Genomic DNA, 25,225 nt, shown 5'->3' with positions numbered 1-25,225 from the left:
CACAATCTAGAGACAATTCATGGTATAGCAAGCGTGAGAATTTGGCAGCGAAACCGCCTGGGTTTGATAATCCAGGCGGAGTGGTGAACTTTTAACATCGCAGTAGGAATAGCGATGGTTGCAGAGGCTACGCCAAGCTATTTAAACTCAGGCGGCTACCATTTCCGGGTGTTCTATCCGAGTTCCTAAAACCTTGAGAAATTCAGCCAACCAGCTAGGATGGGCGGGCCAGGCGGGGGCGGTGACGAGATTGCCATCGACTACGGCATCGGTGACGGGAACTTCGGTATATTTGCCTCCGGCCCGGAGGACATCGGGGCTGCAAGCGGGGTAAGCTGTGCAGCGTTTGCCTTCGAGAACGCCGGCGGCGGCTAAGACTTGTAATCCGTGACAGATGGATGCGATCGGCTTGTTATTATTAGCAAAGTAGCGGGTAATTTGCAGCACTTTATCATTAAGGCGGATATATTCGGGGGCGCGACCTCCGGGTATAATTAAAGCATCGTAGTCAGAGGCATTGATGTCATCAAAATTGGCGTTTAATGTGAAGTTGTGACCGGGTTTTTCGCTATAAGTTTGGTCGCCTTCAAAGTCGTGGATGGCGGTGCGAATAGTTTGACCTGCACTTTTGCCGGGGCAAACTGCATGGACTGCGTGGCCGACCATTTGTAGTGCTTGGAATGGAACCATAACTTCGTAGTCTTCTACGTAGTCGCCGACTAGCATTAAGATTTTCTTTGCGGCCATGTTGATGACTCCTGATGATTTTAAGGGGATGGGGCAATTTTATAATAAAAAGAGCGATCGCTCTTTTTACAAGAATTTATTCTGCTGTATTTTTGGGGCTAATCTCGAAAGAAAGTCGCGATCTGTATAAGCAAATATCAAACTCCATAAAGAAGTTTACCTGTCCCAAGATTAGGGGGACATTAGTTGCCTGAGTCCAAGCAAATACCAGTTTTACGGGAGCAAAATTAGCAGATTTTGCTGATAAGACGAGTACGCGAGCTTCAAACAGAGCTAGGTTTCCTGTTAATTGTAATGAGGTTGTTAACTCTTCCCAAATAGCCCCAAGATCAAGCCCTAATTGGTAGGGTAACACATTAACAGTTGCTCCAGTATCGAGTAAACCCGTAGTGGTGATTGCTTGATTTTTATAGGTAAGAGTAATTGGGAGATAGGGTCTAAATCCCGCTTCTCCAAGTGAAGTATCAAAGCTAGTGAATGGGTAGGTTTGGGTGTTAGGCATGGTTGCTATTTTCTGTGGCCAGCACTTTTAGCATAATATTTGCTGCCTCAAAAGCATCGTAGGGTGAAGACACAGGATAGGACATTCCCTGTCTGAGTAAGTCGGATTCTTCTTGTGCTAATTCTGATACTAGACATTGTACAATGTGTAATTTTTCAGCACGGTTTAGTTTACTTAATAAGGGTAGTAGTTCGCTGATGGTCATAAGTTTAATCCTTTTCCTGTGGCAAAGACATAAATTGCATTGTTGCCATAACTGGATCTAAATTTGAAGATTCTTGAGAGTATACCTCATTCAGTTTTGATAAAATCTCCTCATTACTTTCCAGGCTGGGTTTTCCAACAGTTCCCCAAATATTGTAACATTCAATTCGTCTTTGAAAATTCTGATATTTACCAATACAAGTATTCAAAGGATCTAAGATGTTTTTACGTAGCCCTCGACCAATTGAATATTTTCGCTCTTTATGCTGAAACTTGGCGGTAATATCTACAAAATCAGTAATTGCTTCATAAACTATTTTGAGTTCATATAAAGATTCTGCCTTCGTAATTTTCACCGCCATAGTACGCAACTCACTACAAATAATCTTCGCTTCTTCTTGAGATAGCCGATGATCTCGATAGTAGTATCCTAAAATTTCCGCCATATATTGAGCGTGTTTTGCTGTATCTTGTATTCTATTTTGTGCTTCATCTATGGGAACCAAGAATTTATCTAGCAACATTTCATAAACGTACCGATCTCGCAAATTTGAATTAGAGATCATTTCTAACTCTTTCATTTTTTGCTCATGCTTATATTGTTGTTTACGAGCTGACTTTTCAACCATGCGATCGAATATACCCAAAGCTAATCCTACTGCTTGAAATGCGCTGTCCATAAGTAAGTTTCTCAATAATTACTGACAAAATTATGCTAGCATAATTCTCCGCTGATTTCAACTAATTATTGAAGTTTTCGTCAGCCAAGAATTTCAACATATTAGGTTACTAACTTATATTGCGTCTTGCTAATAAGCGCTCGCGTACTCCAATAGGGTTAAAACGCTTTTCTGCTTCCTGTCTAATTTCCGCAGCACGTTGTTGACGCATTAGAAGATAGGCATCAACTTCTGTTTGATGTCGTAAGTAATAGCCAATTACAGAATAAATATCGGACAATTGAAGTGATGGGTATTGATCCTTAATTTCTTCTGCTGAAGCTCCTTCAAGAAAAGCTGCGATCGCCGTATCTAAGGTGACGCGAGTTTTGCTAATGCGGACAGCACCATTTTCGTCAGTTATAAGGGGAATTGGCTCGGCAGTGGGAACAAGTAACATAATTGTTTCGGTATTAATTTAGATTAAAATTCTAGTATCAAGAACCATTATCACTCTAAATTACCGCAAAAAGTCTTGATATGTCAAGTCTCACTCCCTAGTCGCACTCTCGCAACCAAAATAGCGTTAAACTAGACAACAGATAGATTCCCTGGACTTATGACACTCTTTACGCTCCGCTCGCTCAACAAAGACTTTGGCATCAAAGAAATCTTAAAAGATGCCTCCTTTAGCCTAGATGAAGGCGATAAAGTCGGCCTGATTGGCACAAACGGCTCAGGTAAATCCACATTGCTCAAAATGATAGCTGGATTAGAACCCATTGATAGCGGCGAAGTCTGGGTTAATTCCGGTGCAAAAATAGCTTACTTACCTCAACAGCCAGATTTAGATGAAAATCATACTGTATTAGAACAAATCTTTGCCGACAGTGGCGAAAAAATGGCTGCTGTCCGCGAATATGAGGAAATTTCTGATAAATTAACTCATGGACATGGGGATACAGAAAAACTTATGGCGCGGCTTTCCATCGTTTTTCAACGTATGGAAGAACTCGGCGCTTTAGAACTAGAAACTAATGCTAAACTCATTCTGAGTAAATTAGGAATTGATGATTTTGAAGCCAAAATTAGCGACCTGTCTGGCGGCTATCGCAAGCGAATTGCCCTCGCAACGGCTTTGTTGTCAGAACCCGATGTATTACTAATGGATGAACCTACTAATCACCTCGATGCACTCTCTGTTGAGTGGTTGCAAAACTATTTAAATCGTTACCGAGGTGCATTATTACTGATCACCCACGATCGCTACTTTTTGGATCGCGTAACTAATCGGATTTTAGAAATAGATCGCGGAGATCTTTATGCTTACTCTGGTAACTATGCTTACTACTTAGAAAAAAAAGCTGCCGCTGAAGAATCAGCAAGTAGTACGCAGCGTAAGTATAAAGGCGTATTACGGCGAGAATTGGAATGGTTAAAAAAAGGGCCGAAAGCTCGAAGTACCAAGCAAAAAGCCCGGATAGATCGCATTCGGGAAATGCAAGAACAGGAGTTCAAAAAAGCTCAGGGAAAGGTTGATATTTCTACTGCTGGTCGTCGCATTGGTAAGAAAGTTGTTGAGCTTACAAATATCTGTAAAGGCTACAACGATCGCACCTTAATTAAAGACTTTACCTACAATTTTACTCCAGAAGATCGCATCGGCATTATTGGTAGTAATGGTGCTGGAAAATCTACTCTGATGGACATTATTACCGGACGGGTAAAGCCAGATTCGGGTAAGGTAGAAATTGGTTCTACTATCCATATTGGGTATTTCGATCAGCACTCAGACGATCTACTGATGAATGAAGATCAACGAGTAATTGAATATCTGAAAAGTGTAGCAGAATTAGTGACAACCGCAGATGGTAGTATTATTACTGCTTCGCAAATGTTAGAGCGATTTTTGTTTGAACCTAATCAACAATATGCGCCGATTCATAAACTATCTGGCGGTGAAAGGCGGCGGTTATTTTTGTTACGGGTGTTGATGAGTGCGCCGAATTTGTTAATTTTAGATGAACCAACAAATGATTTAGATGTGCAAACTTTGGCGGTACTAGAAGACTATCTCGAAGATTTTAATGGTTGTGTAATTGTAGTATCCCACGATCGCTATTTTCTTGACCGCACAATTGATATGGTTTTCGCTTTTGAACCGGGGGGGACTCTGCGCTTATATCCCGGCAATTATTCAATCTATTTAGATTATAAAAAGCAGGAGGAAGAAACTGAAGCTAAACTTTTAGCATCTCAAGTTAAGGACTCAAAGCAGAAATCAGGAACAGCGGTTTCTGCATCTATAACAACGGCTAAAACTGGCAAGCTTTCCTTTAAAGAAAAGCGTGAATATGAGAAACTAGAGATTGAAATTCCCCAAATGGAAGCGGAAAAAGCAGAAATTGAAAAGGTACTTTATCAAAATCCTCCTGGTGGTTTCACTGAGGTACAAAAACTTTCCGATCGTTTAGCCGAATTAACCCACGCGATTGAGATTGGTACTGAACGTTGGTTAGAATTAGCGGAACGGGTAAATTAGGGTTGTTTTATAATTGCTAATTGCTAATTGGGGTACACTTTGCGTAACGCCGCCATCTTGGCGGTAAAGTCACCGCCAAGATGGCGGCGTTACGGATATTTTTAAGTAAAATTATGGAATAATAAAACAGAAGACAAGCAAAATGCTTGCCTCATCAAGTAATACCAAATCCGATGATAAAACTATCTTTTCTTGGCGATGGGAAATCGCATCTTGACAAACAAAGTCCGCTAATGCGGACTCAAAAAAAGGAAAGCAATAAAACCGGATTTGGTATAATTTGCAATCTAGAAACCGTTGCGTCCCCAAACTACCATCGAAATCGAGAACGTGAATACAACGGTAAGTCCAACCCAACCTAGTGAAAGAATATCCATAGCAGTGCTTTAAAAAAGGTACAAAATGACTTCAATTCTAGATTATATTTCACTTTGAGCCATCTACAGCATTAGCCCATTGTGAATGATTCCTCAAACTTTAGCACCGCAGAACGGTTAGAATCTCTGAAAGCAGGTACTCTAGCGGCGTTGTCGCTACTGTTAGCCTTTGTCCTTGTGGCGATCGCGAACAATATCATACTACCAAACTGGGAAGCCCTAACGAGACTGCAAACCACAGCGATTGACTTAAACTTAGTAGTAAGATGTGCGATCGCCTCTATTTCCGGTTTTCTCTTCGGTGTCACCTACCGCTACGCCATCCGCCGCGACACTAACCCGCAACTCAAAGCTGGTGTAGTATTAGCCTTCGGACTGGTGCGGGGATTAGCCCAGGTAGATGTAGAATTATCGGGTCATACTAGCATCTTACTTGCCAAAAATATCGGGTTTTATGCTGCGCTGGCGTTGGAAAGTATGCTGATGTTTGCGATCGCTGCCATTGTTCTAGATTTTACCATCCAACGCCATTGGATCGAACCCTTCAACTCAAACTAAACTCATCAATAGTTTGATTGACAAAAAGCTGATTCCGATCTACTGCTGAGAATACCTTATTATTGGTGCGATCGCTAACAACACACTGACCAACTAATTGTGCCACATCTGCACGGTGGATCATCCCAGAAATTTGATAATCCTCAGTCAAAACCCCATTACCCGTAGCAGGTTCAGACTTCAATCCCCCTGGACGAATAATAGTATAAATCAATCCACTTGCAATCAGATGCTTTTCTGCCTTTTCTTTCTCCACCAAAACAGGCCCTAAAGTTTCCAAAGCTTGAGGCGATAAAGCTACCACACTATTGCCACTACCAATAGAAGAAACTAAAATAAACTTTTGCACTCCCGCTTTTACCGCCGCATCAATTAAATTCTTATTACCCAAATAATCCGCCCTTTCCCCATCTTTTGGCAAACCACCAATCGTACTAATTACAGTAGAAATAGACTCGCCGTTACTCATCGCTGCTTCGACAGCGACAGCATCTAAAGCATCGCCAATTGCTACTTTAATACCCATCGCCTCTAATTCATTGCGACTATCAGATGAACGCAAAATTGCTTTCACATTTATCTGTTTCGAGGTCAGATATTTAGCAATTTCTCGCCCAACTCCTCGACTCGCACCCGCTAAAAAAACGTAAGATTTAGACACGATCGTTAATCCTTTTAATCTTCAAACTTAAGACATTCTGCCACAATTAGAGTATCAAAGTCAAACCATCAAACGATATAGAAATCCTAAATGAATCGTAAATTTTTTACCCCACCCCAACCCTCCCCTTGCTAAGGGGAGGGAGTAAGAAATTCACAAATGATTTAGGATTGCTATAGATAACTAAAGCCTTCCTCCTTCTTCCTTCTTCCTTCTTCCTTCTTCCTATCTTTTCCTAGCCACTATCACCACCCAAGACTGATCTGCACAAGGCAAACCAGGGGGACGATAATAATGCTTAATAATATCAAATTCTGCTTGCTCTAAACAGGGAGCCAAAGTTTCATATTCCCACGCTACAGTATAGCGCTTACCAGACGGTCGCACATCGTAACCATCCCAACTTCCCCGACACATAGACATCACAATTACACCCGCAGGAACTAAAGATTTGTGAAAATCCTTTAACACCTTTACCATGAGATTGCGAGGGACATGAATGAGAGAAGCATTAGCAAAAATACCATCAAAAGTTGCCAGAGGCAAATCAAGATTAAAAAAAGATTGTTGCCAAACTTCGCAACCAGATAACTCTTTTGCCATCTCCACAAAAGCAGGCGTAGCATCCAAACCAAATGCCATATTTCCTTGACTTTTAAACCACACTAAATCGCGTCCTGGCCCGCAGCCTACATCCAGAATTTTACCAGGATTTCGGGGCATGGCGGCCACCAAAGCATTCCGATTTTGGGATACATCATGGTTCCAAGTCCCATCGCGGAAAGATATAGCCGTTAGCTGGTACTCTGCGATAGTAACTATCTCGCGTTCTTCCACTATTCCTCCACCACTACACTTTTCTACCAGTAAGCAAATAAGTAGTCATTTCGCCCTTACCTTTCACCTGAATTATACCACGCTCTTCAAATAAATATTTATTTTGCAACAAATAATAAGTTGAAGCACTGACTTGAATTTTACCGGGAATTCCCTGGGATTCCATGCGAGAAGCAGTATTTACTGCATCTCCCCATAGATCGTAAATAAACTTTTTAGTACCAATTACACCAGCAACAACAGGGCCAGAATTAATCCCTATTCGGATATTTAGTGGTTTGCCACATTCAATGCTAAATCTTACTATTTCCTGCTGCATATCAAGAGCCATCTCAGCAATCGCTTCTGCGTGGTCTGGGTGTGGCACTGGTAGACCAGCAGCTACCATATAATTATCGCCTATCGTCTTAATTTTTTCCAAACAATACTTTTCACTCAACTCATCAAACGCTGAAAATATCTTGTTCAGCAAATCCACCAATTCTTGAGGAGAAACTCGCGATGATATTTCCGTAAATCCAACAATATCAGCAAAAAGAATCGTCACGTCTGCAAACCCATCAGCAATATTACTTTGTCCTTGCTTCAACCGTTCAGCAATCGGCTCTGGCAATATATTTAGCAATAAACGTTCTGACTTTTCTTGCTCAGAACGTAATATTTCTTCGGCTTTTTTTCGCTGATTAATTTCTTGATATACTCTATTAAACATCTGGTTAAATGCTTCCATCACCTCCCCTAGTTCATCTTTACGCTTGACGGATAAAGAGTAAAAGTCAGGTTTGCTCTCATTTTTGCTTAAGGCATCTCCCGCAGCAATTAAGTCATCTCTAAGTCTCAGTATCGGCGCAATTACTGTAATCCCTAATACAACCATTGTGCCAGAAGTAACAAAAATAGATATAATCAAAACCAAACCAGCAATTCGGAGAGTAAATGCGTATAATTCCTGTTGAACTGAGGTAGCATCGTGACGGACGATCAAGATATAGTTTCCTCCCAAATGGAGATTTGTCCAAGCAACATCATATCTAAAACCATCTCGGCTGCGCCTGCGTAAAATTTTAGCATTTTTGAGTTCTGAAAAAGAAATTTCTGGTGCTTCGCCTAATGTATCGATCGGTTCACCGTTAACCTTATAAATTGCTATTCCTGAAATTATGTTAGAATTAGTGATAATATTTTTAACTTTTGTCCGAAAAAGATCGCGATCGGACATATCTGTTTTTGTCAAGACCACTAGGGAGTTAATACTTGCATTAGAAACTTGCTCTAGTTGTAACAAAAGCTCATCTTCTCGGCGGAAATAAGAGGGAACCAGAATAATAAGTTCAATAATAATCAGGCTAACAAATACCCAGAAAGTTACTCGCAGAGACAAGCGGGCTTTGAAGGAACCTAATAGAGTTAAAATCCGAGGCTTCATAAAATTGACTCAAACCAGTACATCGCAAAGTAATCTGCCAGTCAGCAGATAAGTAACCATCTCTCCCTTCCCTTTTACATTGATATTTCCTCGCGGTTCTAACTGATATTTATGTTTCAAAAGATTGTAGGTTGATTCTGTTACTTGGATTGCCCCTGGAATTCCGTGAGATTCCATGCGGGAAGCAGTATTTACAGCATCACCCCACAGGTCATAAATGAATTTCTTAGTACCAATAACTCCCGCGATCGCAGCTCCAGTATTAATCCCAATCCGAATATTAATTTCCATATTATACTTAGCATTAAAGTGCGCCACTTCTTGCTGCATATCTAAGGCTATTTCTGCAATACTTTCAGCGTGATCGTTGCGGGGTTCGGGGAGACCGCCGACTACCATGTAAGCATCTCCAATCGTCTTAATTTTCTCCAATCCGTGCCGTCCAGTTAGCTGGTCAAATGCTGAAAAAATTTCGTTTAGCAACTTAACCAACTCTTCAGGAGATACCTGCTGGGAAAGCTTGGTAAATCCTACTATATCAGCAAATAGAATTGTTACTTCTGCAAACCCATCGGCAATGCTGCTTTGACCATTTTTCAACTTAGTCGCAATCGGTTCTGGTAAGATACTAAGCAACAAGCGGTCAGATTTTTCTTGTTCCTTAACCACCTCTTCATTAGCCTGCTGTAATTGAGCTGTGCGTTCCCTAACGCGCCTCTCTAACTCCTTGGCATCTTGACGCAATCTACGAACAGCTAAAGTTAATCCAGTTATGCCTAAAAAGGAAATTCCTGCTAATATTAAAAACAGGGTGCGAAGACCAGCACGAGTTTGGTTAGTGGGTCGATCGAGAGGTTGAGTAATCTCTAAAATCCCCCGTACATCCCCCACCTTCCAGTCAGTTTTTGGGCTCTCTGGATGAGTGTTATGACAAGTAACGCAGCTAGGCTTCATTAGGTCTGCTTCTGCATATCGAAATGATGGTTTCCCCCGAAATTCCTCAAGGCGAAAAAATTGCTCCTTCGGATGTTCTTTTAAATAATTAAGTGCCTCTCGCTCAAAATCATCTTTCGGGCCCCCTTGTTTTCGGCGTGAGGGAAAAGGATAGTCGCTATAGAGGCGGACTGACATTTCTGGATGGTTTTCACCCAACTGCTTGCCTAGTTCAATCAGGAAAGTTACGGGTACGGGAATTGCTCCTTTTTTCAAAGTATAATCGTGGGTGACGGTAATTCCCTCACGACCTGCGAGACGGCTGACGACATCAGAACTGTAAAGAGTACGGGATTCTTTAATCGCCTCAGCATAGAGGGAGGCATTTTGGAGTGCTTGGGATTTAATCAGGTTCGACGACAGACTCGACATATTCGCCATTGCTACCCCCACGCCTACTGAGAACAAAATTGTCAGACCAAGGATAATTTGCCTGTAGAACAGGGTTTTAAAGGCGTTCCAGGTTTGAGAAGTTAACTGGCGCATGATATCCCCAACTAAAAGAGTCGATCTTTCTCTTACTTTCCCAATATTTTTAGCTTTTCCGTGAAACTAGGCACAATTGTAACTCTTAACTCGGCTGTTAGCAGTGTGGCGCTCGAATTTTGCCTTCCTCAGCTAGAATACCGATAGTCTATTTTGGAAGCAATCGTGAGTTCTGATATTAATTCCCTCTCTACAGACAACTCTATATTTCCCGGAGAAGTTTTTGCGAATACTGCTGATTTTGACAAGGGAATGCGGCAACTTTTGCCTCGGTACGATGAAATGCTGGATGTGTTAGTTCGCTGTATCGCTAATACTAATCAGCGGATTTTAGAATTAGGCTGTGGTACAGGGGAACTGAGTTTAAAATTGCTTCGCTGCTACCCCTATACTCAGATAATTGCTGTAGATTACTCGCCGCGTATGCTTCGGTTTGCTAAGGCTAAAATTGAAGCAGCAGGTTTTGCAGATAGATGGGTGGGGATAGAGTTAGATTTTGGCGAGTGGGCAAATAATTATTGCGATCTCTCCTCTTACTTAAAAATGACACTTGACAATAAATTTAATGCCTGTGTTTCATCTCTGGCAATTCACCATCTCCAGGATGAGATGAAGTCTAAGTTATTCTACCGTATTCGCGAAAGTTTAATTTCTGGTGGCTGTTTTTGGAATGCTGACCCGATTCTTGCAGAATCTGCGATCGCGGCAGATATTTATCAAGCTGTGCGGGAAGATTGGGCTGTTCAACAGCTCACAACGCTAACAGAAATTCGCGCTCGGATTGGAAATAGTATCCCTCATGGTTATTCTAATCCCGATCGGTTGGCTACATTGTCGGTACATTTAGAGATGTTGATAAAAGCAGGATTCGATCCGGTGGCAGTGCCTTGGAAATATTATGGATTAGCCGTATTTGGCGGCTGGGTGAAATAAATTTTTTCCAGGTTCGTCCGGTAGGAAGATGTAATTTTTGGCGATCGCCCTAATTCTAGAAATAGAGGACTTACGCAAAATATCTTTAACACTGCCATCTTGACGGCGTTACATGAATCGTGCGTAAGTCCTAAAATAGATACGATCTCCCCATCTAACTTGCAGGTTTTAGGAAATATATCGTGCTTCCCAACAAAGACAAAACAGAGAAAAGTAAACCGCCGACTGATGAGGAAGATCGGCAGGTGACAACATCTGAATCTGAAGAAGAACTTGAGAAAAAAGCCATAGAAGAATATCAAAAACTCGGCCCAGAAGGGGATAATTCGGTGGATATTATCCAAAGGCCTTGATTCCTATGAAAATGGGAGATTGTGGAATATTGAAAGGCTAAAAACCCCAAAATTTACTTGTTTTTTAACTTTTGCTTTTTAATGTTTAATTTCTAAATGTTCCCATCCTTGGTAGCCGAAATTAAAAATTTCAGGATGCAGTATTTCTGCTAAAATTTCCAAAGAATCTACCAGTCTTGGCCCTGGACGGTTAAAGTAAGAATTACCATCAGTGATGTAAACTTTTCCAGTTTGAACAGCTTGCAAAGTTTCCCATTCTGTGTATTTAAGCATTTCCATTGCTTCTATCCGAGTGCGGTTTAAATCAAAGCCGCAAGGCATGAAAATAATCACATCTGGATTAGCCTTAACCAGAGATTCCCATTGCAACCAAGGTGAATGTTGACCTACAATCCCAAATAAAGAATTCCCTCCAGCCATTGTCACTAATTCGGGAATCCAATTACCAGCGGCCATTAATGGTTCAATCCACTCAATACAAGCCACTGTGGGAATATTGCTATTAACCTGCTGGGAAAAGGTAGAAGTAATAGCGTCAACGCGGGATTTTAATTGTTCAATTGCACTTTTTCCATCAACGCCTATGATATCAGCAACTCGCTGAATATCTGTCCAAACTTCTGCGAGTAAATTAGGCTGCAAAGAAATAATTTCAGGTTTGCTATTTACCAGCGTACTAACTGCTTGTTCTACTTCTACTAAGGAACAGGCACAAACTTCACACTGAGCTTGTGTGAGAATATGAGTAGGCTGCAATTGTTCTAGAGTTTCTATTTCTACTTTATAGACGCTGAGAGCATTTTCCAATAATTCTGTCACGCGGTTGTGAATTTCCCCGCTAGTACCTTCGGGATTAAATTTAGGTTGGGTACAAATTGGTAGCTGTTGGATTTCTGGGGGATAGTCGCATTCATGGGAACGGCCTACAATAGAACCAGTTAATCCTAATATTTGTAAAATTTCTGTTGCACTAGGAATTAAGGATACAATTCTTAAGTCGGTCATGGTAATTGGTAATTGGTAATGGCTAATGGCTGAAAAATTTTCCTCTTCTCTCCTTATTTGTTGTATTTAATATTCAAGGTTAACTTTTACACTTTTAGTTTTTTAATAGCTTGTAAATCGTGCCAAGCTTGTATTAAATTACCTTGCATCAGCGCTGCTACACCATTTAGAACTTGAATTTCTGGTTGATTCGGGTTGAGAACTAAAGCAGCTTTTAAAGCAGCTTGAGCCGCTTTAGGCTGCCAATTGTAGATATGAACAAATGCGAGATAACCATAAGCATTGGGGTTTTTAGAGTCCAACTGGGTTACTCGTTCCAAAGCTGCGATCGCCCCATCTACTTTTTGCTGTAATACTCTAGAAAATGCCACTGCATAAGCCCATTCTACATTATCGGGTTCTAGCTTCATTCTATATTCTAATGCCTGTTCTGCCTGAATGGTGTAATCCTGAATTGGATCGTACTGATTAATCCGCCCAATCTGCTCAAAAACTGGTTCTAATCCTTTTATTCCTTGGGGTAAATTAACCGCCATCATCCTTAGCTGAGTCACGAAATCTAATTCAGGTACGGTCGAATTAGCAAGGGATTTTTGAGTAGGTTTCGTAGATAATATCTCAAGATTCTTGGAATCTTTTACTCCTGATAACTGAGTCTGGGAATTGCTTGGAGAACTATTTTCTGTGCTTTTTCGCTCAATTATAATACTAGCATTTGGTACATTTATAGAATAAGCATTGCCAGTTTCTCGATTAATATAGGTAGCTTCTAGCTGATAAGTTCCAGACTCAATATTAAGAGGAGAAAACATTGCCATTCTTTCAATTACTTTAAACCCAATAGCAAATTGCTCCGGCTTTAAAAAGCCGCGATGTAACTCTCCACTGCCTATAGCGTGATCGTGTATAAACTTTGATATAGGTATTGAATAATTTGTGCTATTAGATTGTTGATTTTTCCAGGTAATCAGCACTAAACCAGACTGCAATTGTTCCCAAGGCCCTGACCATTCATAAGTAACGGGAATCGGTACTCCTGGCAGAGATCGATCGGGTACAATTACTCGTTCTAATCTGACTTGCGATCGCCGATCTGCTAAAGGCTGAATCTCGACAGGTAACAAGCGTTTATGATAAAGATTTAAGGTAGTATTGTCTGGTAATAGCCAAGTTTTCTGTAATTGGAAATCTAAGCTTTTATCAATAGTTGAAACAATTGCAACTTGAGCTTTTTTAATGCGTTTGCGAATTGAACCTTGTTCGCCAGTTTTAGTTATAAACCAAGATAGAGAGCGCACATCTTGAGGTACTTGTTCTAATTTTGTTCCTACCTGACGGCCGTAAACTTGGAAATTTTCTAGGGCCCCGAAGTAGTTTAAATTGTGCTGGTTTATCTCTGGTGTTGAGGGCAAGACTCCCAAGGTTGAGCGTAAATAAGGTGCTGTTTGAATAATTTCTGAGATTACTTCTTGGTGGGGCCATTCTTTGCCCAATTTCGCTTGATATTGAGCAGCAGGACTGAGAAACTGTGTTAGAACATTTCCTAAATTACCTCCTATTGGCCAGATGTTTAAAAACATCAGTATCATTGCTAAGCCTACTGTATAAAAACGAATTAATAGACCCCAGCGGCGCGGCCATAGTGTTAGACAGTATGCTAAGAAAATTGATAATACTGGCAAGTATGGTAAAACATAGCGAGCATCTTTATTAATATTGAGTGAACTAATTAAATAGGCTCCGCCCCAAAAAACTGCTAGCCAAGTCAGAGAATGAAATATGGGCGATTGTAAGTTGGAAATTGGAGAATTTTTTTTGATACCTTTGTGTAATTTTAAATGTCTAATTGTATAGAGGATTAATCCTACTAATGGAAAGAGTAACAGCGGCCAGGAAACTTGATCTGGTAGTTTATTCCAATAGTAAATCCAAGCATCTAAAGTATTGAGACCTGGATCTCCTTCTGCAATCGCGGAGTCTATTGTTGCTCGCTTTCCCGCTGTTAGCATCAGCAACCAATTGGTTTTTGCCCAAGGGCCAAAAATGATTGCGGAAAGTAATAAACTACCTACTAGCTGAGTTAATTTAACCCAGGCGTGTTGTCTGATTGTTGCTATCCCCAGCCAAACTAGGGGAGTAAACAGAAAGAGTACGGCGGTGTGCTTTACTAAAATAGCTAAGCCAAAAGATAGCCCAAATGCGATCGCCCACAATAAAGAAGCTGCCGATTTTAAATTAGGAATTATCCCCCGTTCCCCTGCACCCCTGCACCCCTGCACCCCTGCACCCCTTCTTCCCATCTCCCCTGTTGCTTTCCACATTGTTAGACAATAAAAGCTCAAAGTTACAGCCGCAGTTAGGGGATAGTCGAGTAAAAATTGCAGGCGAAAGCGATAAAGTGCGGGGAAAAGTAGGGATAGTACGGCGGCCCACAGACCTACTTGGTGGTTAAATAACTGGCGACCCAAACCATAAACTGAAGCGAGTAGTATCCCGCTGAAGAGTAAATGAACGAGAGTGGCGCGATCGCTCCCTAGACCAAAGAGATTGAGAAAGGGGACAGTTAAGATGTAAGTTAAGGGGGGAATTTTGGATGAGAGCAGCCAAAAATTTGTCCACCACTCGCCAGAAAGCCATTGGGGATGTTGTAACACTCGCCAGTAGTTCAAGGTACCTGTCAGGTATTCTGCCTGATCCCAAGCGGGTACGGAGCGGTCTAGGGCAAACCAGAGGCGATCGCTTGCCGCAGCTATTAGCCATATAATTGCTAGGGGAAGGAGGCTTCTGTACCCTTTGTCCTCGTGTTTTTCAGCCATTGTGATTTGAGATTTTAGACTCTTGATTGTAGATTACAGGCTGGCAGGTTCCTCCCCTCAAAATTTTTTGGAAAATTACTTGCCAAATTTAGATAGAGTCTGTTATTATAGTAAAGCGCGAAAAAAACGCCGGGATAGCTCAGTTGGTAGAGCAGAGGACTGAAAATCCTCGTGTCCCGGGTTCAAGTCCCGGTCCTGGCATCTCTAAACCTCTTACACTGTAAGAGGTTTAGTCGTTTTTATAGGTGCGCTGCACATCACAAAATTAGGCCATTTTGACGTGCAGTTGACGTGCAAGTGTCATTTTTAGGCAAAAAAGTGTCATTCCGGTACTATGTGCGTAAGCCCTAAATTACCAAGTAGCAAGTAGCAAGTAGCAATTACCAATTACCAATTACCAATTACCAATTACCATTCCTACCTATGTCTTCTGAAGTAATTTTGCGATCGGCGGTGCGGAGTGATGTACCTGTACTTTTTGATTTGATTAAGGCGTTAGCGGAATACGAAAAGTTGTCTCATCTTGTTACTGGTGATGCGGCAACATTGGAAACTCATTTATTTGGGACTCCCACTTATGCTGAGGTGATTTTAGCAGATATAGGGGGTAAAGTTGTGGGTTGGGCGCTATTTTTTCATAACTATTCTACATTTTTAACTAAGCCAGGAATCTATTTAGAAGATTTGTTTGTGTTGCCAGAATATCGAGGGCAAGGTATTGGTAAATCTTTAATTGCTTATTTGGCTAAATTGGGAGTTGAACGCGGTTGTGGACGTTTGGAGTGGAGTGTTTTGGATTGGAATGAGAATGCGATCGCATTTTACAAAGGTATTGGGGCCGATGTTTTACCGGATTGGCGAATTTGTCGGGTTACGGGAGAAAGTCTTGTGAGTTTGGCCTCACGGTAATCATCATTGGGATGATGAAACACCTAACCCCTAGCCCCCTTCCCTACAAAGGGGGAGAAAGGGAAAAACGGAGAAAGGGAGAAACAGAGAAACGGAGAAAGAAAGCAAGAAAGAAAGAAAGAAAGAAAGAAAGAAAGAAAGAAAGAAAGAAAGAAATTTCCCTCTCCCCTCGCAGAGGAGGGGGTAGGGGGGAGTGGTCAAATGATTGTATTATTGAGTTAAACAAGAGGAAATTAATTATGACTATTTGGGTAAATGAACAAATCGATCCGTCGGGCCTTCTTTATTCTTGTATTGCTTGCGTTGATGAGATTCAAGCAAAGGAGTGTCACGAGTCTTTTGAGAAGAATTTGACGGAGTTGCAAAAAACACAAGGTTGGACTGCTAGATTGCGGACTGTTGATTCTTGGGATGAAGTGCCTGTTAATTCTTTGAAGTTGGATTGAATTCAAGGTAAATATATGGTCTGAAATTTTATTTGCGGCGTGGCTATTTGAGGCTAATTGAACGGATCATCTCGTATTGTCCGTGTTTTTCTGTTGTTTGTGGACTGTGGCATAATATTATTTAATCTTGGGTAATTCCTGTAGAAATTACCAATTACCTATTACCTTTAGTAGGTAATTTGTTCAGATTGATAAGCAGGAGGCTCTATATGAATCAAAATTCTAGCAGGGTTGAATCTTGCTTGCAAGCGCTCTTCTACTATTTCTGTAATTAAATGAGCATTCTCCACATCTTTTGCCTCAACAATCAAGTGCATTTCAATAAATATTTGACGACCGATCGCACCGCGAGAAGCGATAGAGTGACAGTTGACAACACCTGGCACTTCCATAACGATCGCCTGAATAGTCTCCGGCGGTATTGCCATTTCATCTACCAGCAAAGGTAAATTTTCTTTGAAAACTTGCCAGCCGCTTTTAAATACCAACAAGGCTACCGGAAAAGCTAAAATCACATCCAGAGATTGCAATTGAGGTAGATTCCAGACCTCGCCTTGCCACACCCCAATCAACCCGCCTATTACCATAATAGTTACCCAAACATCACTCATGGTGTGTTGAGCATCAGCTATTAAAATAGCGCTGCCATTGCGTTGACCAACTTTGCGCTCGTAGAAGGCAACAAAAATATTGATCCCTAGTACAATTAGCAACATCCACAATTCTGTGGGAGATATTTTCGCAGGTTTGCCACCAGAAACCAGTCTTTCAAATGCAGTGCTGAGAATTTCAAAGCAGGCAATTACTAGAAAAGCCGCGATCGCTAGAGCCCCTACGGAATCGAATTTTTGGTGTCCATAAGGGTGTTCGCGGTCTGGTTGCGGAGCCGCAAAATGATTCACCGTCAGTCCTAAAATATTGTTAGCACTATCGGTAACGCTATGTAAAGCATCTGCCATTAAACTGAGGGAACCTGTCAGCCAACCCACCACAGCTTTGATGGTCAATACCACCAAATTCAGCACTAGGGTGATGATTAAAACCTTGCGGACTTCAGAACGGTTGTCAGCAGCCATAACATCTCCTTAGTTTACGATTAAGTCTTATGGCTTCTAGTTTAAAGGTAACAGTACTAAAAATAGGTTAAGAGCTTTAAGGTTTAAAGACTAAAGTTCTAGTTGAGTTGGTGGTTTCTCTGGAGCTTATTGAGAATATTTTTAATTGTTAGGGATTGTGGTGCAGAATTTTGGTAGAAAACTTTTGCAAAGTTGACTATATATTCTAGCATTAAATCAGTATGTTAAATTTTTTGACCTATGTCTCTTGCTCAACTGACGCTGAATTTAATCGAGGGTTCTGTCACTTTTAGCTTCACCCCTCAAGCTGCGCGAGAATTGGAAAGTGCGATCGCCACCTTAATGCAAAGTCTGAAAGCTGCTGCTGCTAGCAAACCATCGACTGGTGCGGGTAAAGCTGCACCCCAAAAGCCTATGGAATATCGCTATACAGGAGATGTCTTTCTTGAGATTTTCTGCAATCCCAATATTTGGCCGAGTCCCTTCGCTGCCAAAGTGCTGATTACACTGCGGGACGATCGCATCCGCATTACTACAGAAGCGGAACTCACCCGCCTGATAGAGGATTTAAACCAGTATCTAGAATCGTGAGTAATCTAAGTGGGCGATCGCGCCCAACTCACTGGCCGATGAAACCCGATCGGCAATCCCGTCCAATTAACACTCCCACCCCGATCGGATGACTTTAATTTTCTATTTTTGAGTATTATAGTTCTCAACATAAGGTAGGGGATCTGTTAATCCCAATTCTTCAAAGGCGGCGACGCGCAAGCGGCAGGAATCGCAAAGGCCACAAGCAAGTTCACCACCAGCGTAACAAGACCAAGTTTTTTCCCAAGGTACGCCTAAATGATTGCCTAATTTAATTATTTCTGTCTTTTTTAGGTCAATCAATGGTGTTAAAATAGATATAGGATTGCCTTCTCTTCCCTGTTTTGTTCCTAAGCGAAATACTTCTTGCATGGCTTGGATATAATCAGGGCGGCAGTCTGGATAACCCGAATAATCTAAGGCGTTAACGCCGATGTAAATGCGATCGGCATTGAGAGTTTCCGCCCAGGCGAGGGCAAAACTTAGAAAAATTGTATTGCGAGCGGGGACGTAGGTGATCGGGATGCTCTCGGACATTTGAGCGAGGGTGCGATCGCGCGGAAAATCAATTTTATTATCCGTTAATGCCGATCCACCCCACAGGCTAAGATCGAAGGATACGACTTGATGTTTGACAACGCCTGCGGAAAGTGCGATCGCCTTCGCTGACTCCAACTCCCGCAGATGTCGCTGCTGGTAGTCGAAGGAAATAGTATAACTTTCGCACCCATCTGCTTGAGCTTGGTACAAAACTGTAGAAGAGTCCAATCCTCCCGACAATAAAACTACTGCTTTCACTGCGAGCAACCTCAATCAAATAAGTTTCTATAGTATTGTAAAAATTAAAACGTCAATCACCTAGAAATTAGCTTTAAGTTTTTTCTAATTGAAACAATCTCCTACCTCAAATCCTTCAACTTCCCCTCTTTCTTAAGATATTTTAAAGAATTATGGGAAGATTGTGCATAAAACTTAGCACTTATTGTAAAAATACTTCATGTTTCCTAAGAAAGATTTTCGTTAAGCTATAAAGTGAGACAAAAAGAGGCTTGGAGGCTCAACTCGCATGACAGCTATTTATTCAAGAGTTGAATTAAGTAAACCGCGCTGGCAAACAATTGTTATTTTTACATTAGCTTTTTGGCTCAGCGGCAGCTTAATTTTGGATTTGGTAATTATGCCTAGTCTGTACGTTTCTGGTACGATCAATTCCTCTGGGTTTGCCACAGCAGGGAATATGATGTTTTGGGCATTTAACCGCGTTGAGTTGCTTTGTGCAGCTTTGGGGATGACAGGTATTATGGTTTTGAGCAATTCGTCAACTGACTTCGGCAAAGGGAGTCGCACTGCAATTTTATTATCTTTTGTTCTTCTGGCGATCGCATTGCTCGATACTTACGCTTTGACTCCTCAGATGACTGCTTTAGGAGCCCATCTGAATTTGTTTGAACCTGTTGTAGAGGTTCCTTCGCAAATGAATCTGCTGCACCAAAGTTATTTTGGGTTGGAAGCAGTTAAGTTAGCCGCTGGTGCTATGCTGCTTAGCTGGTGCTATCGGCATCATGCTTAAATTGGTTAGAAGGGACTAGGGGCTAGGGGCTAGGGGCTAGGGAAAGAGAGGGGGAGAGGGGGAGCAGGGGAGCAGGGGAGCAGGGGAGCAGGGGAGCAGGGGAGCAGGGGAGCAGGGGACGATGAGGAGGTAAATCCCCCCTTCTCCCCAATTAGCAATTAGCCATTAGCCATTAGCCATTAGCCATTAGCAATTACCCATTATTCTTCAGCTACATCTGGGCGGGGCCAAAGTAGGCGCACGCCCATAATGGCAAATCCGATCGCTGCGATCGCTTTTAGCCAGCGAGTAGGTAATACCTCCGCCGCCCCACCCCCAACTACAACCCCTATTAAGGTAGCTAACAACAGCGCCGTAGCTGTACCGAAAAAGACGGCGCGGGGAGATTTGGAACTGCTACCAAGGGCGATCGCAGCTAATTGACTCTTATCTCCCAATTCTGAAAGAAACACTGTAATAAAGCTTAATCCTAAAAGTTGCCAGTTCATGATATAGCTGATTTTCAATTGTTAGTAAAAAGTTAGTGCAGCACTTCCCACACCAGCATCATCGAGATCAGCAGCAAACTCACACCCGCCGATTTTTCTAAAGTTTTAGGCGAAATCCGAGTCCCTAGCCACTGTCCCAGTAAAACGCCGAGTAAACTGGTTGTCACCAGTGCGGAACCTGCACCTGCAAATACGATCCAAGGAGAGTGAGATTGAGCCGACATCAGCAAAGTTGTTAACTGGGTTTTATCTCCGATTTCGGCTAAAAAGATAGTCACGAAAGTGGAGGCAAAAACTCCCCAAGTCTTTGATTTCTGTTCCTTGTGCTGCTGATGCTGCTCAGTAGCACACTCAACTAAAGCTGGCTCTAATGTTAGTTCTACTTCTTTGAGTTGGGGAATTACGCCAGAGGGAGTAGGTGAGTAAGAAGCAGACAAACTGGGAGGGAAAGAAGAGAGTTTCACAGGCGATCTTGCTAAGTGCTGTTTATTTTCAGATTCTTTTCATTTTTCCAGAATAGCAGATAAAATGCAACCCTCCCACTAACAAAACTATTTCTGTGGTTAGATGTCAGGAGTGGCCAGGATGCCAACTTCGGAGTTAAAGCGGATCATTTCCAGAGAGCGATCGCCATACATATCCTGAATGTGTTCCACGCAACAGTCAATGGCAAAATCATTGACTTCTTCGGCCTCAACGCCATACATCTCGTGAAAAATGTCAGCTTGCACCCGACAGAAGCGGGGGCGATCGTCATAAATTCCGCATTCCCGCGTAGTGCGGTCAAAATTTATACACCATCCATCCTCTCCTACCAGGCTGAGGTATAGCTCCAATTCTTCGGGAGATAAATACTCATCCAAATCTGGGCGCTCTGTTGGGTCAAGGTAACAACAAGCACCACACTGCTTTACACAACGCCAAGTAGCCATTGTCTATAATTGCTCGTCAACATCTCTAGATGGGCAATGCCCACCCTAATATAGCCTTGATTTGATTATTTTTTGCGTTTTATTGATTTTTGTAAAGTTACTTAAAAAAAGGGTGCGATCGCCAAGTAAAATCAGAAGCGTGTTTTCTCATACACCGAGCTATCGAAACTTATTAAAGTCGAGAGGAAAAATGGACTTTTTAACCGATCTAGTCAACAATCTCAGCAGCATCAACTTTGAAGGCATTTTTAAGCTAGTTGCGCTCGCCGCAGTCGTGCTTTCTGGCCCTTTAGTGATTGTCCTACTGGCTTTTCGCGGCGGCGATCTGTAAGGGGAGCGGGGGAGAGGGGGAGCAGGGGAGCAGGGGAGCAGGGGGAGCGGGGGAGCAGGGGAGCGGGGGAGCAGGGGAGAATTTTGCCTGCCTTCTGCGTTAGTTTTTTGCCTTCTTCCTTCTTCCTTCTTCCTTCTTCCTTCTTCCTTCTTCCTTCTTAATTAACTTTTTCTTTTGCAAGCTCTAAAGCACTGAGAGCCGCTTTAATTAAATTGTAGAAAAAGGGTTGAGAGACATCAACAGCGATCGCATCGTCTCGCCTTGTTCCCAGAAGTCCTGTTTTTTCACCTTGTTTAACTGCTAAAACTTGCCCTTGAGCATTCCTAATTCTTAATTCTTTGACATTTTCAATTTGGGAGAGGCTACAGGTGTACTTGCGATCGCTATAATAAAACTCTGCTTTCTGTTGAGCCTTCTCCAGGGCTTTTTTCTGGGGCGATGGAGGTAAACTTGCGGTATCTGTGGGTAGTCGCACTCCCACCAACTCTAGCTCAACTGTGGTATTGCCATTATATGTATTTTCTCGCAAATGATAGGCAATATCCACTCGCGGCGGCAGGGGGAAATATTCTCGCCACCGCCATGCGATCGCCTTCAGATTTGGGATAGACTTTACATCTTGGCTGAAAGTTACTTTAATATGCGCTTTCTCTTTGCCAACAGTTGCTTGTTCGATGATTCGCACATTAGGTGTCCAAAATACGGGAGCCTTATTTTCAATCCCGCAAGGTTGCAGCGCATCAATTTGGCGGTAAAGGTCGAGATTAATTTCTGCAAAATTAGCTTGAGCATCAATAGAAACTAGCGGTTTGAGGTGTTGTAACTCTAAAGATTTACGAGCAAAAATACCTAACTGCGTGCGAAATTCTTCTAGATTTGCCGCTGGCATAGAAAAGCCCCCAGCCGCTTTATGTCCCCCATATTTTCCTAACAAGCGATCGCAGAATTGTAAAGCCTCAAATACGTGAAACTCAGGAATCCCTCGTGCCGAACCCCGAATCTTTTTACCAACAGATTTAATCGATAAATTATCTATTTTATCACTTAAATCTTCGCTACTAATAGACATCTTCTCTGGTGCTAAACTTTCCGCATCTTCCTCTTCTTCATCCTCATAAGTACCAATAAATACAGGTACACCATAGCGTTCCACCAACCGCGAGGCAACTATACCAATTACGCCGTGATGCCATCCTGGTTGCACGACAACTAAAACCCGTTCCTGCTGTAAATCCACCTGAGTTTCTTCACAATACGCGATCGCTTCCGCCTCAATTTCTTGACATAACTCCTGTCTGCGCTGATTAATTTCCTCGCACTGCTTCGCCCTTTCTAAGGCTAAATCCCGATCGTCAGTTGTTAATAATTCAATAACAATTTGGGGGTCAGAAATGCGACCGATCGCATTAATCCGAGGGCCAAGGCGAAAGCCAATATCCTCCGGCTTGAGAGAATTTTTAGATTGCTTAATTGCACTCGCAGCGCTTGAAGATGTTGAGTTTTGAGTAGAGAGTCGCTCGCCCTCTGGTTTATTTTCACGTACTAATCCCGAAACCTCAATTAACGCCTGCACTCCTACTAATTGCGAATGAGGCAGCAGCCTTAATCCTCGTTTTACCCAACGGCGATTCACACCAATTAAAGGAGCTAAATCTGCAATTGTTCCCAATGTAAAAAGCTCCAACATTGGATTTACTAAACCCTGCATTTTATCCATCCGCTGTGCTAGGGAAATCGCCAAAATATAGGCAACACCAACTCCCGCCACACCACGATAAGGCGAAGATTCGGAAATTAATTTCGGATTGAGAATAGCATTTGCTGGCGGCAGTTGCGGCGGGATATCGTGGTGATCGGTAATAATCACATTTAAGCCCAATTCTCGCGCTCTCGCAATCGGTTGATAGGCAGCAATACCATTATCTACAGTGAGAATCAGGCTTACACCTTCGCTCTTAAATTCCTCAACAATGCGCTCGTTAATGCCATAGCCTTCGTGCATTCGGCTAGGAATGGCATAATCAACCTTCGCACCCAAAGTTTTGAGACTTCGCAACAAAAGTGCCGTACTCGTCATGCCATCAGCATCATAGTCACCGCAAATAGCAATTTTTTCACCTTGAGATATTGCTTCATGCAATAACTCCACACTCATCGCTAAGTCGGGAAAATCCTGCATTGGCGGTGGCAAAACTTCCAATTCGGGCTCTAAGAATGCTTGCACCCCTTGTGCAGATTCAATCCCTCGATTAATGAGTACCTGTGCTAGCAAGGGTGACAAGCCAATTTCTTGGGCCAAATGTTCGGCTTGTTGTGCCTGCGATGGGTAGATTTGCCACCGCTGATTAGGCAAAGTGCGATCGCGCGGAGACTGAGGAGTTGAGTGCTGTTGCACGGAAGCTTTTATTTAAAGATACTTAAACTATATTACCTAACTAAGTGCTTCGATCAAACCACAAACAAGATAAATTTTCAGCTAAAATCCCAATGTATTGGTACACATACTTAGGGGAATACTCTGACGACAGCTAAAAAAACCAGTAAAGTATTGTCGGAGAGTAGCCGTTAGCCGATTCTGTCTGATATTAAGCAAAAAGGAGATAGTGCATGAAGACTGAAAAACGACCCTGGTTTCAAACTGCCTTTAAGTTACGCGGATCTGTTATTCCTAAGATTTTGCCCCGCGTTCTTATCTGCGGCGGATTTGGGGGTTTTATTTCCTTTCTACATTTTTTTAACTTTCCCGTATCTTTGCCCATTTTATCAAGTATTGTACCGAGTATCGTCCTTGGTTTATTATTAGTTTTCCGAACAAACACAGCTTACGAGAGATTTTGGGAAGGTCGGAAATTTTGGGGTAATTTAATCAATACCGTTCGGAATCTATCCCGTCAAATCTGGGTGGCAGTTGAGGAAAATGAGCCAGATGATTTTTTTGAAAAAAAGTCAGCAATTCTGCTCTTACCTGCCTTTGCAGTGGCGATGAAATTGCATCTAAGGCTAGAGCCTGTAAACAGCGAACTAGAGCAGTTAATGTCTACCTCACAATATCAAAAACTCAAGTCTATAAACAATCCCCCTTTAGAAATTGCTTTCTGGATTTCTGATTATTTGCATAAGCAATATAGCCAAAAGTGCATTGATGTTTATCAGCTAACAGCCATGCAGAAATTAGTAAACAATTTAGTCGATACTTTAGGCGGCTGCGAACGGATTTTGAAGACACCTATACCCTTAGCTTATGCGATTCACCTCAAGCAACTATTGTTAATTTATTGTTTTGCATTACCATTTCAAATGGTCAAGGATTTGAGTTGGGGAACTGGTTTAATAGTAGCTTTGATTAGTTTTACCTTATTTGGCATAGAAGAAATTGGCATTGAGATCGAAAATCCTTTTGGTCACGATGCTAATGATTTACCTTTAGATAATATTTGTGCTACGATGCAGCGCAATATTGATGATTTAGTTTCTTTGCCTCCGAGTGTTCGCTGCGGTGATATTGCACATAAATAAGTAAAAGTAATAAAGCTTTGGCGTGCAGTTTGACAAGTATTCGACCGTTCGCGGTTCGACTGAACTTGTCGAACGTCCGAAGTCTAACTCTCCCCATCAATGGAACGGAAGAATGCTTATCTAGCAAGGTTGTTACTCATTTCTATTTTACGTTTGTTTAAGTAAGTAAATTTACTTAAAAATTTATCTTTTAGTTTGTATTGACAAATTTTTTAATTAAGTATATACTTACTCTCAGCTTTTTTGATTTAAGATGCAATCCTGTCA

28 protein-coding genes and 1 tRNA gene are annotated in these 25,225 nt (G+C 42.0%); 11 read left to right on the top strand and 18 right to left on the bottom strand.

Annotated elements, in window-relative coordinates; translation table 11 throughout:
* Positions 1 to 147: 147 nt before the first annotated feature.
* The 5 genes from OSCIL6407_RS0106200 to OSCIL6407_RS0106180 form a co-directional block, all read right to left on the bottom strand.
* Positions 148 to 747: a DJ-1/PfpI family protein gene (locus OSCIL6407_RS0106200; protein ID WP_007355181.1), complete on the bottom strand. Its 600-nt coding sequence runs from the start codon at positions 745 to 747 to the stop codon at positions 148 to 150.
* 76 nt (positions 748 to 823) lie between these two features.
* Positions 824 to 1,249, bottom strand: a complete 426-nt coding sequence (locus tag OSCIL6407_RS0106195; protein ID WP_007355180.1) for a hypothetical protein — start codon at positions 1,247 to 1,249, stop codon at positions 824 to 826.
* The gene (locus tag OSCIL6407_RS0106190; protein ID WP_007355179.1) at positions 1,242 to 1,454 is read right to left on the bottom strand and encodes a hypothetical protein; all 213 of its coding nucleotides are present in this window, start codon (positions 1,452 to 1,454) and stop codon (positions 1,242 to 1,244) included. Before OSCIL6407_RS0106190 ends, OSCIL6407_RS0106195 begins: the two co-directional genes overlap by 8 nt.
* 4 nt (positions 1,455 to 1,458) lie before the next feature.
* Complete coding sequence (locus OSCIL6407_RS0106185; RefSeq protein ID WP_007355178.1) at positions 1,459 to 2,133, bottom strand: hypothetical protein; 675 nt, start codon at positions 2,131 to 2,133, stop codon at positions 1,459 to 1,461.
* 109 nt (positions 2,134 to 2,242) lie between these two features.
* Positions 2,243 to 2,572 carry a DUF433 domain-containing protein gene (locus OSCIL6407_RS0106180; protein WP_007355177.1) on the bottom strand — a complete coding sequence of 110 codons (330 nt, stop codon included), beginning with the start codon at positions 2,570 to 2,572 and terminating at the stop codon, positions 2,243 to 2,245.
* A gap of 159 nt (positions 2,573 to 2,731) precedes the next feature.
* Between OSCIL6407_RS0106180 and OSCIL6407_RS0106175 the strand changes: the two genes are divergently transcribed.
* Positions 2,732 to 4,654, top strand: coding sequence for an ABC-F family ATP-binding cassette domain-containing protein (locus tag OSCIL6407_RS0106175; RefSeq protein WP_007355176.1), 1,923 nt, complete (start codon positions 2,732 to 2,734; stop codon positions 4,652 to 4,654).
* Positions 4,655 to 4,941: 287 nt separating this feature from the next.
* On the opposite strand, the gene petN is transcribed toward OSCIL6407_RS0106175, so the two are convergent.
* On the bottom strand, positions 4,942 to 5,031 hold the full coding sequence (gene petN / locus OSCIL6407_RS32330; protein WP_071592453.1) for a cytochrome b6-f complex subunit PetN: 90 nt from the start codon (positions 5,029 to 5,031) through the stop codon (positions 4,942 to 4,944).
* A gap of 81 nt (positions 5,032 to 5,112) precedes the next feature.
* Here petN and OSCIL6407_RS0106165 point away from each other — a divergent pair, with 81 nt between their 5' ends.
* Entirely contained in the window at positions 5,113 to 5,589 is a 477-nt protein-coding gene (locus OSCIL6407_RS0106165) for a hypothetical protein (protein WP_007355175.1), read from the top strand.
* On the opposite strand, the gene OSCIL6407_RS0106160 is transcribed toward OSCIL6407_RS0106165, so the two are convergent.
* The 4 genes from OSCIL6407_RS0106160 to OSCIL6407_RS0106145 all read right to left on the bottom strand — a co-directional run bounded on the left by OSCIL6407_RS0106160 (position 5,576) and on the right by OSCIL6407_RS0106145 (position 9,992).
* On the bottom strand, positions 5,576 to 6,250 hold the full coding sequence (locus OSCIL6407_RS0106160) for an SDR family oxidoreductase (RefSeq protein ID WP_007355174.1): 675 nt from the start codon (positions 6,248 to 6,250) through the stop codon (positions 5,576 to 5,578). The two genes, OSCIL6407_RS0106165 and OSCIL6407_RS0106160, sit on opposite strands and share 14 nt — an antisense overlap.
* Positions 6,251 to 6,475: 225 nt before the next feature.
* The gene (locus OSCIL6407_RS0106155) at positions 6,476 to 7,087 is read right to left on the bottom strand and encodes a class I SAM-dependent methyltransferase (RefSeq protein ID WP_007355173.1); all 612 of its coding nucleotides are present in this window, start codon (positions 7,085 to 7,087) and stop codon (positions 6,476 to 6,478) included.
* 13 nt (positions 7,088 to 7,100) lie between these two features.
* Positions 7,101 to 8,513 carry an adenylate/guanylate cyclase domain-containing protein gene (locus tag OSCIL6407_RS0106150; protein ID WP_007355172.1) on the bottom strand — a complete coding sequence of 471 codons (1,413 nt, stop codon included), beginning with the start codon at positions 8,511 to 8,513 and terminating at the stop codon, positions 7,101 to 7,103.
* A 9-nt stretch (positions 8,514 to 8,522) separates the two neighbouring features.
* On the bottom strand, positions 8,523 to 9,992 hold the full coding sequence (locus OSCIL6407_RS0106145; protein WP_007355171.1) for an adenylate/guanylate cyclase domain-containing protein: 1,470 nt from the start codon (positions 9,990 to 9,992) through the stop codon (positions 8,523 to 8,525).
* 165 nt (positions 9,993 to 10,157) lie between these two features.
* Between OSCIL6407_RS0106145 and OSCIL6407_RS0106140 the strand changes: the two genes are divergently transcribed.
* The gene (locus OSCIL6407_RS0106140) at positions 10,158 to 10,925 is read left to right on the top strand and encodes a class I SAM-dependent methyltransferase (protein WP_019487024.1); all 768 of its coding nucleotides are present in this window, start codon (positions 10,158 to 10,160) and stop codon (positions 10,923 to 10,925) included.
* A 182-nt stretch (positions 10,926 to 11,107) separates the two neighbouring features.
* Positions 11,108 to 11,278 carry a hypothetical protein gene (locus tag OSCIL6407_RS36150; RefSeq protein WP_007355169.1) on the top strand — a complete coding sequence of 57 codons (171 nt, stop codon included), beginning with the start codon at positions 11,108 to 11,110 and terminating at the stop codon, positions 11,276 to 11,278.
* A gap of 78 nt (positions 11,279 to 11,356) precedes the next feature.
* Here the strand turns inward: OSCIL6407_RS36150 and OSCIL6407_RS0106130 are convergent, their stop codons facing one another.
* On the bottom strand, positions 11,357 to 12,283 hold the full coding sequence (locus tag OSCIL6407_RS0106130; RefSeq protein WP_007355168.1) for a cobalamin-binding protein: 927 nt from the start codon (positions 12,281 to 12,283) through the stop codon (positions 11,357 to 11,359).
* A gap of 86 nt (positions 12,284 to 12,369) precedes the next feature.
* On the bottom strand, positions 12,370 to 15,099 hold the full coding sequence (locus OSCIL6407_RS0106125) for a glycosyltransferase family 39 protein (protein ID WP_007355167.1): 2,730 nt from the start codon (positions 15,097 to 15,099) through the stop codon (positions 12,370 to 12,372).
* Positions 15,100 to 15,227: 128 nt separating this feature from the next.
* Between OSCIL6407_RS0106125 and OSCIL6407_RS0106120 the strand changes: the two genes are divergently transcribed.
* The 3 genes from OSCIL6407_RS0106120 (at position 15,228) to OSCIL6407_RS0106110 (ending at position 16,454) form a co-directional block, all read left to right on the top strand.
* Positions 15,228 to 15,300, top strand: a tRNA-Phe gene (locus tag OSCIL6407_RS0106120).
* A gap of 222 nt (positions 15,301 to 15,522) precedes the next feature.
* Positions 15,523 to 16,008, top strand: a complete 486-nt coding sequence (locus tag OSCIL6407_RS0106115; RefSeq protein WP_007355166.1) for a GNAT family N-acetyltransferase — start codon at positions 15,523 to 15,525, stop codon at positions 16,006 to 16,008.
* Between the two features lie 239 nt (positions 16,009 to 16,247).
* Positions 16,248 to 16,454 carry a hypothetical protein gene (locus OSCIL6407_RS0106110; protein ID WP_007355165.1) on the top strand — a complete coding sequence of 69 codons (207 nt, stop codon included), beginning with the start codon at positions 16,248 to 16,250 and terminating at the stop codon, positions 16,452 to 16,454.
* Between the two features lie 167 nt (positions 16,455 to 16,621).
* Here the strand turns inward: OSCIL6407_RS0106110 and OSCIL6407_RS0106105 are convergent, their stop codons facing one another.
* A complete protein-coding gene (locus tag OSCIL6407_RS0106105; protein WP_007355164.1) occupies positions 16,622 to 17,530 on the bottom strand; it encodes a cation diffusion facilitator family transporter in 909 nt (302 codons plus the stop codon).
* 240 nt (positions 17,531 to 17,770) lie between these two features.
* On the opposite strand from OSCIL6407_RS0106105, the gene OSCIL6407_RS0106100 reads away from it, so the two are divergent.
* Positions 17,771 to 18,121 carry a hypothetical protein gene (locus tag OSCIL6407_RS0106100; RefSeq protein WP_007355163.1) on the top strand — a complete coding sequence of 117 codons (351 nt, stop codon included), beginning with the start codon at positions 17,771 to 17,773 and terminating at the stop codon, positions 18,119 to 18,121.
* 102 nt (positions 18,122 to 18,223) lie between these two features.
* On the opposite strand, the gene queC is transcribed toward OSCIL6407_RS0106100, so the two are convergent.
* Positions 18,224 to 18,919: a 7-cyano-7-deazaguanine synthase QueC gene (queC, locus tag OSCIL6407_RS0106095; protein WP_007355162.1), complete on the bottom strand. Its 696-nt coding sequence runs from the start codon at positions 18,917 to 18,919 to the stop codon at positions 18,224 to 18,226.
* Positions 18,920 to 19,187: 268 nt separating this feature from the next.
* Between queC and OSCIL6407_RS0106090 the strand changes: the two genes are divergently transcribed.
* A complete protein-coding gene (locus OSCIL6407_RS0106090; RefSeq protein WP_007355161.1) occupies positions 19,188 to 19,691 on the top strand; it encodes a DUF4149 domain-containing protein in 504 nt (167 codons plus the stop codon).
* Positions 19,692 to 19,891: 200 nt separating this feature from the next.
* On the opposite strand, the gene OSCIL6407_RS0106085 is transcribed toward OSCIL6407_RS0106090, so the two are convergent.
* The 3 genes from OSCIL6407_RS0106085 to OSCIL6407_RS0106075 all read right to left on the bottom strand — a co-directional run bounded on the left by OSCIL6407_RS0106085 (position 19,892) and on the right by OSCIL6407_RS0106075 (position 21,111).
* Positions 19,892 to 20,179 carry a TMEM165/GDT1 family protein gene (locus tag OSCIL6407_RS0106085; RefSeq protein WP_007356068.1) on the bottom strand — a complete coding sequence of 96 codons (288 nt, stop codon included), beginning with the start codon at positions 20,177 to 20,179 and terminating at the stop codon, positions 19,892 to 19,894.
* A 32-nt stretch (positions 20,180 to 20,211) separates the two neighbouring features.
* A complete protein-coding gene (locus OSCIL6407_RS0106080; protein WP_007356067.1) occupies positions 20,212 to 20,643 on the bottom strand; it encodes a TMEM165/GDT1 family protein in 432 nt (143 codons plus the stop codon).
* A gap of 99 nt (positions 20,644 to 20,742) precedes the next feature.
* Complete coding sequence (locus OSCIL6407_RS0106075) at positions 20,743 to 21,111, bottom strand: YkgJ family cysteine cluster protein (protein ID WP_007356066.1); 369 nt, start codon at positions 21,109 to 21,111, stop codon at positions 20,743 to 20,745.
* A 190-nt stretch (positions 21,112 to 21,301) separates the two neighbouring features.
* Here OSCIL6407_RS0106075 and psb30 point away from each other — a divergent pair, with 190 nt between their 5' ends.
* Positions 21,302 to 21,442: a photosystem II reaction center protein Ycf12/Psb30 gene (gene psb30, locus OSCIL6407_RS32320; protein ID WP_019487022.1), complete on the top strand. Its 141-nt coding sequence runs from the start codon at positions 21,302 to 21,304 to the stop codon at positions 21,440 to 21,442.
* A 157-nt stretch (positions 21,443 to 21,599) separates the two neighbouring features.
* Here psb30 and OSCIL6407_RS0106065 read toward each other — a convergent pair whose 3' ends face one another.
* Positions 21,600 to 23,837 carry a single-stranded-DNA-specific exonuclease RecJ gene (locus OSCIL6407_RS0106065; RefSeq protein WP_007358170.1) on the bottom strand — a complete coding sequence of 746 codons (2,238 nt, stop codon included), beginning with the start codon at positions 23,835 to 23,837 and terminating at the stop codon, positions 21,600 to 21,602.
* Between the two features lie 212 nt (positions 23,838 to 24,049).
* Here OSCIL6407_RS0106065 and OSCIL6407_RS0106060 point away from each other — a divergent pair, with 212 nt between their 5' ends.
* Positions 24,050 to 24,958 carry a bestrophin family protein gene (locus OSCIL6407_RS0106060; protein WP_007358171.1) on the top strand — a complete coding sequence of 303 codons (909 nt, stop codon included), beginning with the start codon at positions 24,050 to 24,052 and terminating at the stop codon, positions 24,956 to 24,958.
* The last annotated feature ends 267 nt before the right edge of the window (positions 24,959 to 25,225 follow it).

Source organism: Kamptonema formosum PCC 6407 (genome assembly GCF_000332155.1).
Taxonomy (GTDB): domain Bacteria; phylum Cyanobacteriota; class Cyanobacteriia; order Cyanobacteriales; family Microcoleaceae; genus Kamptonema; species Kamptonema formosum.
The sequence above is the reverse complement of the archived record's forward strand: the minus strand, read 5'-3'. Positions and strand labels throughout refer to the sequence as shown.

Bases quoted from the DNA above. Each gene is read 5' to 3' on its own strand.
- OSCIL6407_RS0106200 (WP_007355181.1), bottom strand. From the start codon at position 747: ATGGCCGCAAAGAAAATCTTAATGCTAGTCGGCGACTACGTAGAAGAC.
- OSCIL6407_RS0106195 (WP_007355180.1), bottom strand. From the start codon at position 1,249: ATGCCTAACACCCAAACCTACCCATTCACTAGCTTTGATACTTCACTT.
- OSCIL6407_RS0106190 (WP_007355179.1), bottom strand. From the start codon at position 1,454: ATGACCATCAGCGAACTACTACCCTTATTAAGTAAACTAAACCGTGCT.
- OSCIL6407_RS0106185 (WP_007355178.1), bottom strand. From the start codon at position 2,133: ATGGACAGCGCATTTCAAGCAGTAGGATTAGCTTTGGGTATATTCGAT.
- OSCIL6407_RS0106180 (WP_007355177.1), bottom strand. From the start codon at position 2,572: ATGTTACTTGTTCCCACTGCCGAGCCAATTCCCCTTATAACTGACGAA.
- OSCIL6407_RS0106175 (WP_007355176.1), top strand. From the start codon at position 2,732: ATGACACTCTTTACGCTCCGCTCGCTCAACAAAGACTTTGGCATCAAA.
- petN (WP_071592453.1), bottom strand. From the start codon at position 5,031: ATGGATATTCTTTCACTAGGTTGGGTTGGACTTACCGTTGTATTCACG.
- OSCIL6407_RS0106150 (WP_007355172.1), bottom strand. From the start codon at position 8,513: ATGAAGCCTCGGATTTTAACTCTATTAGGTTCCTTCAAAGCCCGCTTG.
- OSCIL6407_RS0106145 (WP_007355171.1), bottom strand. From the start codon at position 9,992: ATGCGCCAGTTAACTTCTCAAACCTGGAACGCCTTTAAAACCCTGTTC.
- OSCIL6407_RS0106130 (WP_007355168.1), bottom strand. From the start codon at position 12,283: ATGACCGACTTAAGAATTGTATCCTTAATTCCTAGTGCAACAGAAATT.
- OSCIL6407_RS0106125 (WP_007355167.1), bottom strand. From the start codon at position 15,099: ATGGCTGAAAAACACGAGGACAAAGGGTACAGAAGCCTCCTTCCCCTA.
- OSCIL6407_RS0106115 (WP_007355166.1), top strand. From the start codon at position 15,523: ATGTCTTCTGAAGTAATTTTGCGATCGGCGGTGCGGAGTGATGTACCT.
- OSCIL6407_RS0106110 (WP_007355165.1), top strand. From the start codon at position 16,248: ATGACTATTTGGGTAAATGAACAAATCGATCCGTCGGGCCTTCTTTAT.
- OSCIL6407_RS0106105 (WP_007355164.1), bottom strand. From the start codon at position 17,530: ATGGCTGCTGACAACCGTTCTGAAGTCCGCAAGGTTTTAATCATCACC.
- OSCIL6407_RS0106100 (WP_007355163.1), top strand. From the start codon at position 17,771: ATGTCTCTTGCTCAACTGACGCTGAATTTAATCGAGGGTTCTGTCACT.
- OSCIL6407_RS0106090 (WP_007355161.1), top strand. From the start codon at position 19,188: ATGACAGCTATTTATTCAAGAGTTGAATTAAGTAAACCGCGCTGGCAA.
- OSCIL6407_RS0106085 (WP_007356068.1), bottom strand. From the start codon at position 20,179: ATGAACTGGCAACTTTTAGGATTAAGCTTTATTACAGTGTTTCTTTCA.
- OSCIL6407_RS0106075 (WP_007356066.1), bottom strand. From the start codon at position 21,111: ATGGCTACTTGGCGTTGTGTAAAGCAGTGTGGTGCTTGTTGTTACCTT.
- psb30 (WP_019487022.1), top strand. From the start codon at position 21,302: ATGGACTTTTTAACCGATCTAGTCAACAATCTCAGCAGCATCAACTTT.
- OSCIL6407_RS0106060 (WP_007358171.1), top strand. From the start codon at position 24,050: ATGAAGACTGAAAAACGACCCTGGTTTCAAACTGCCTTTAAGTTACGC.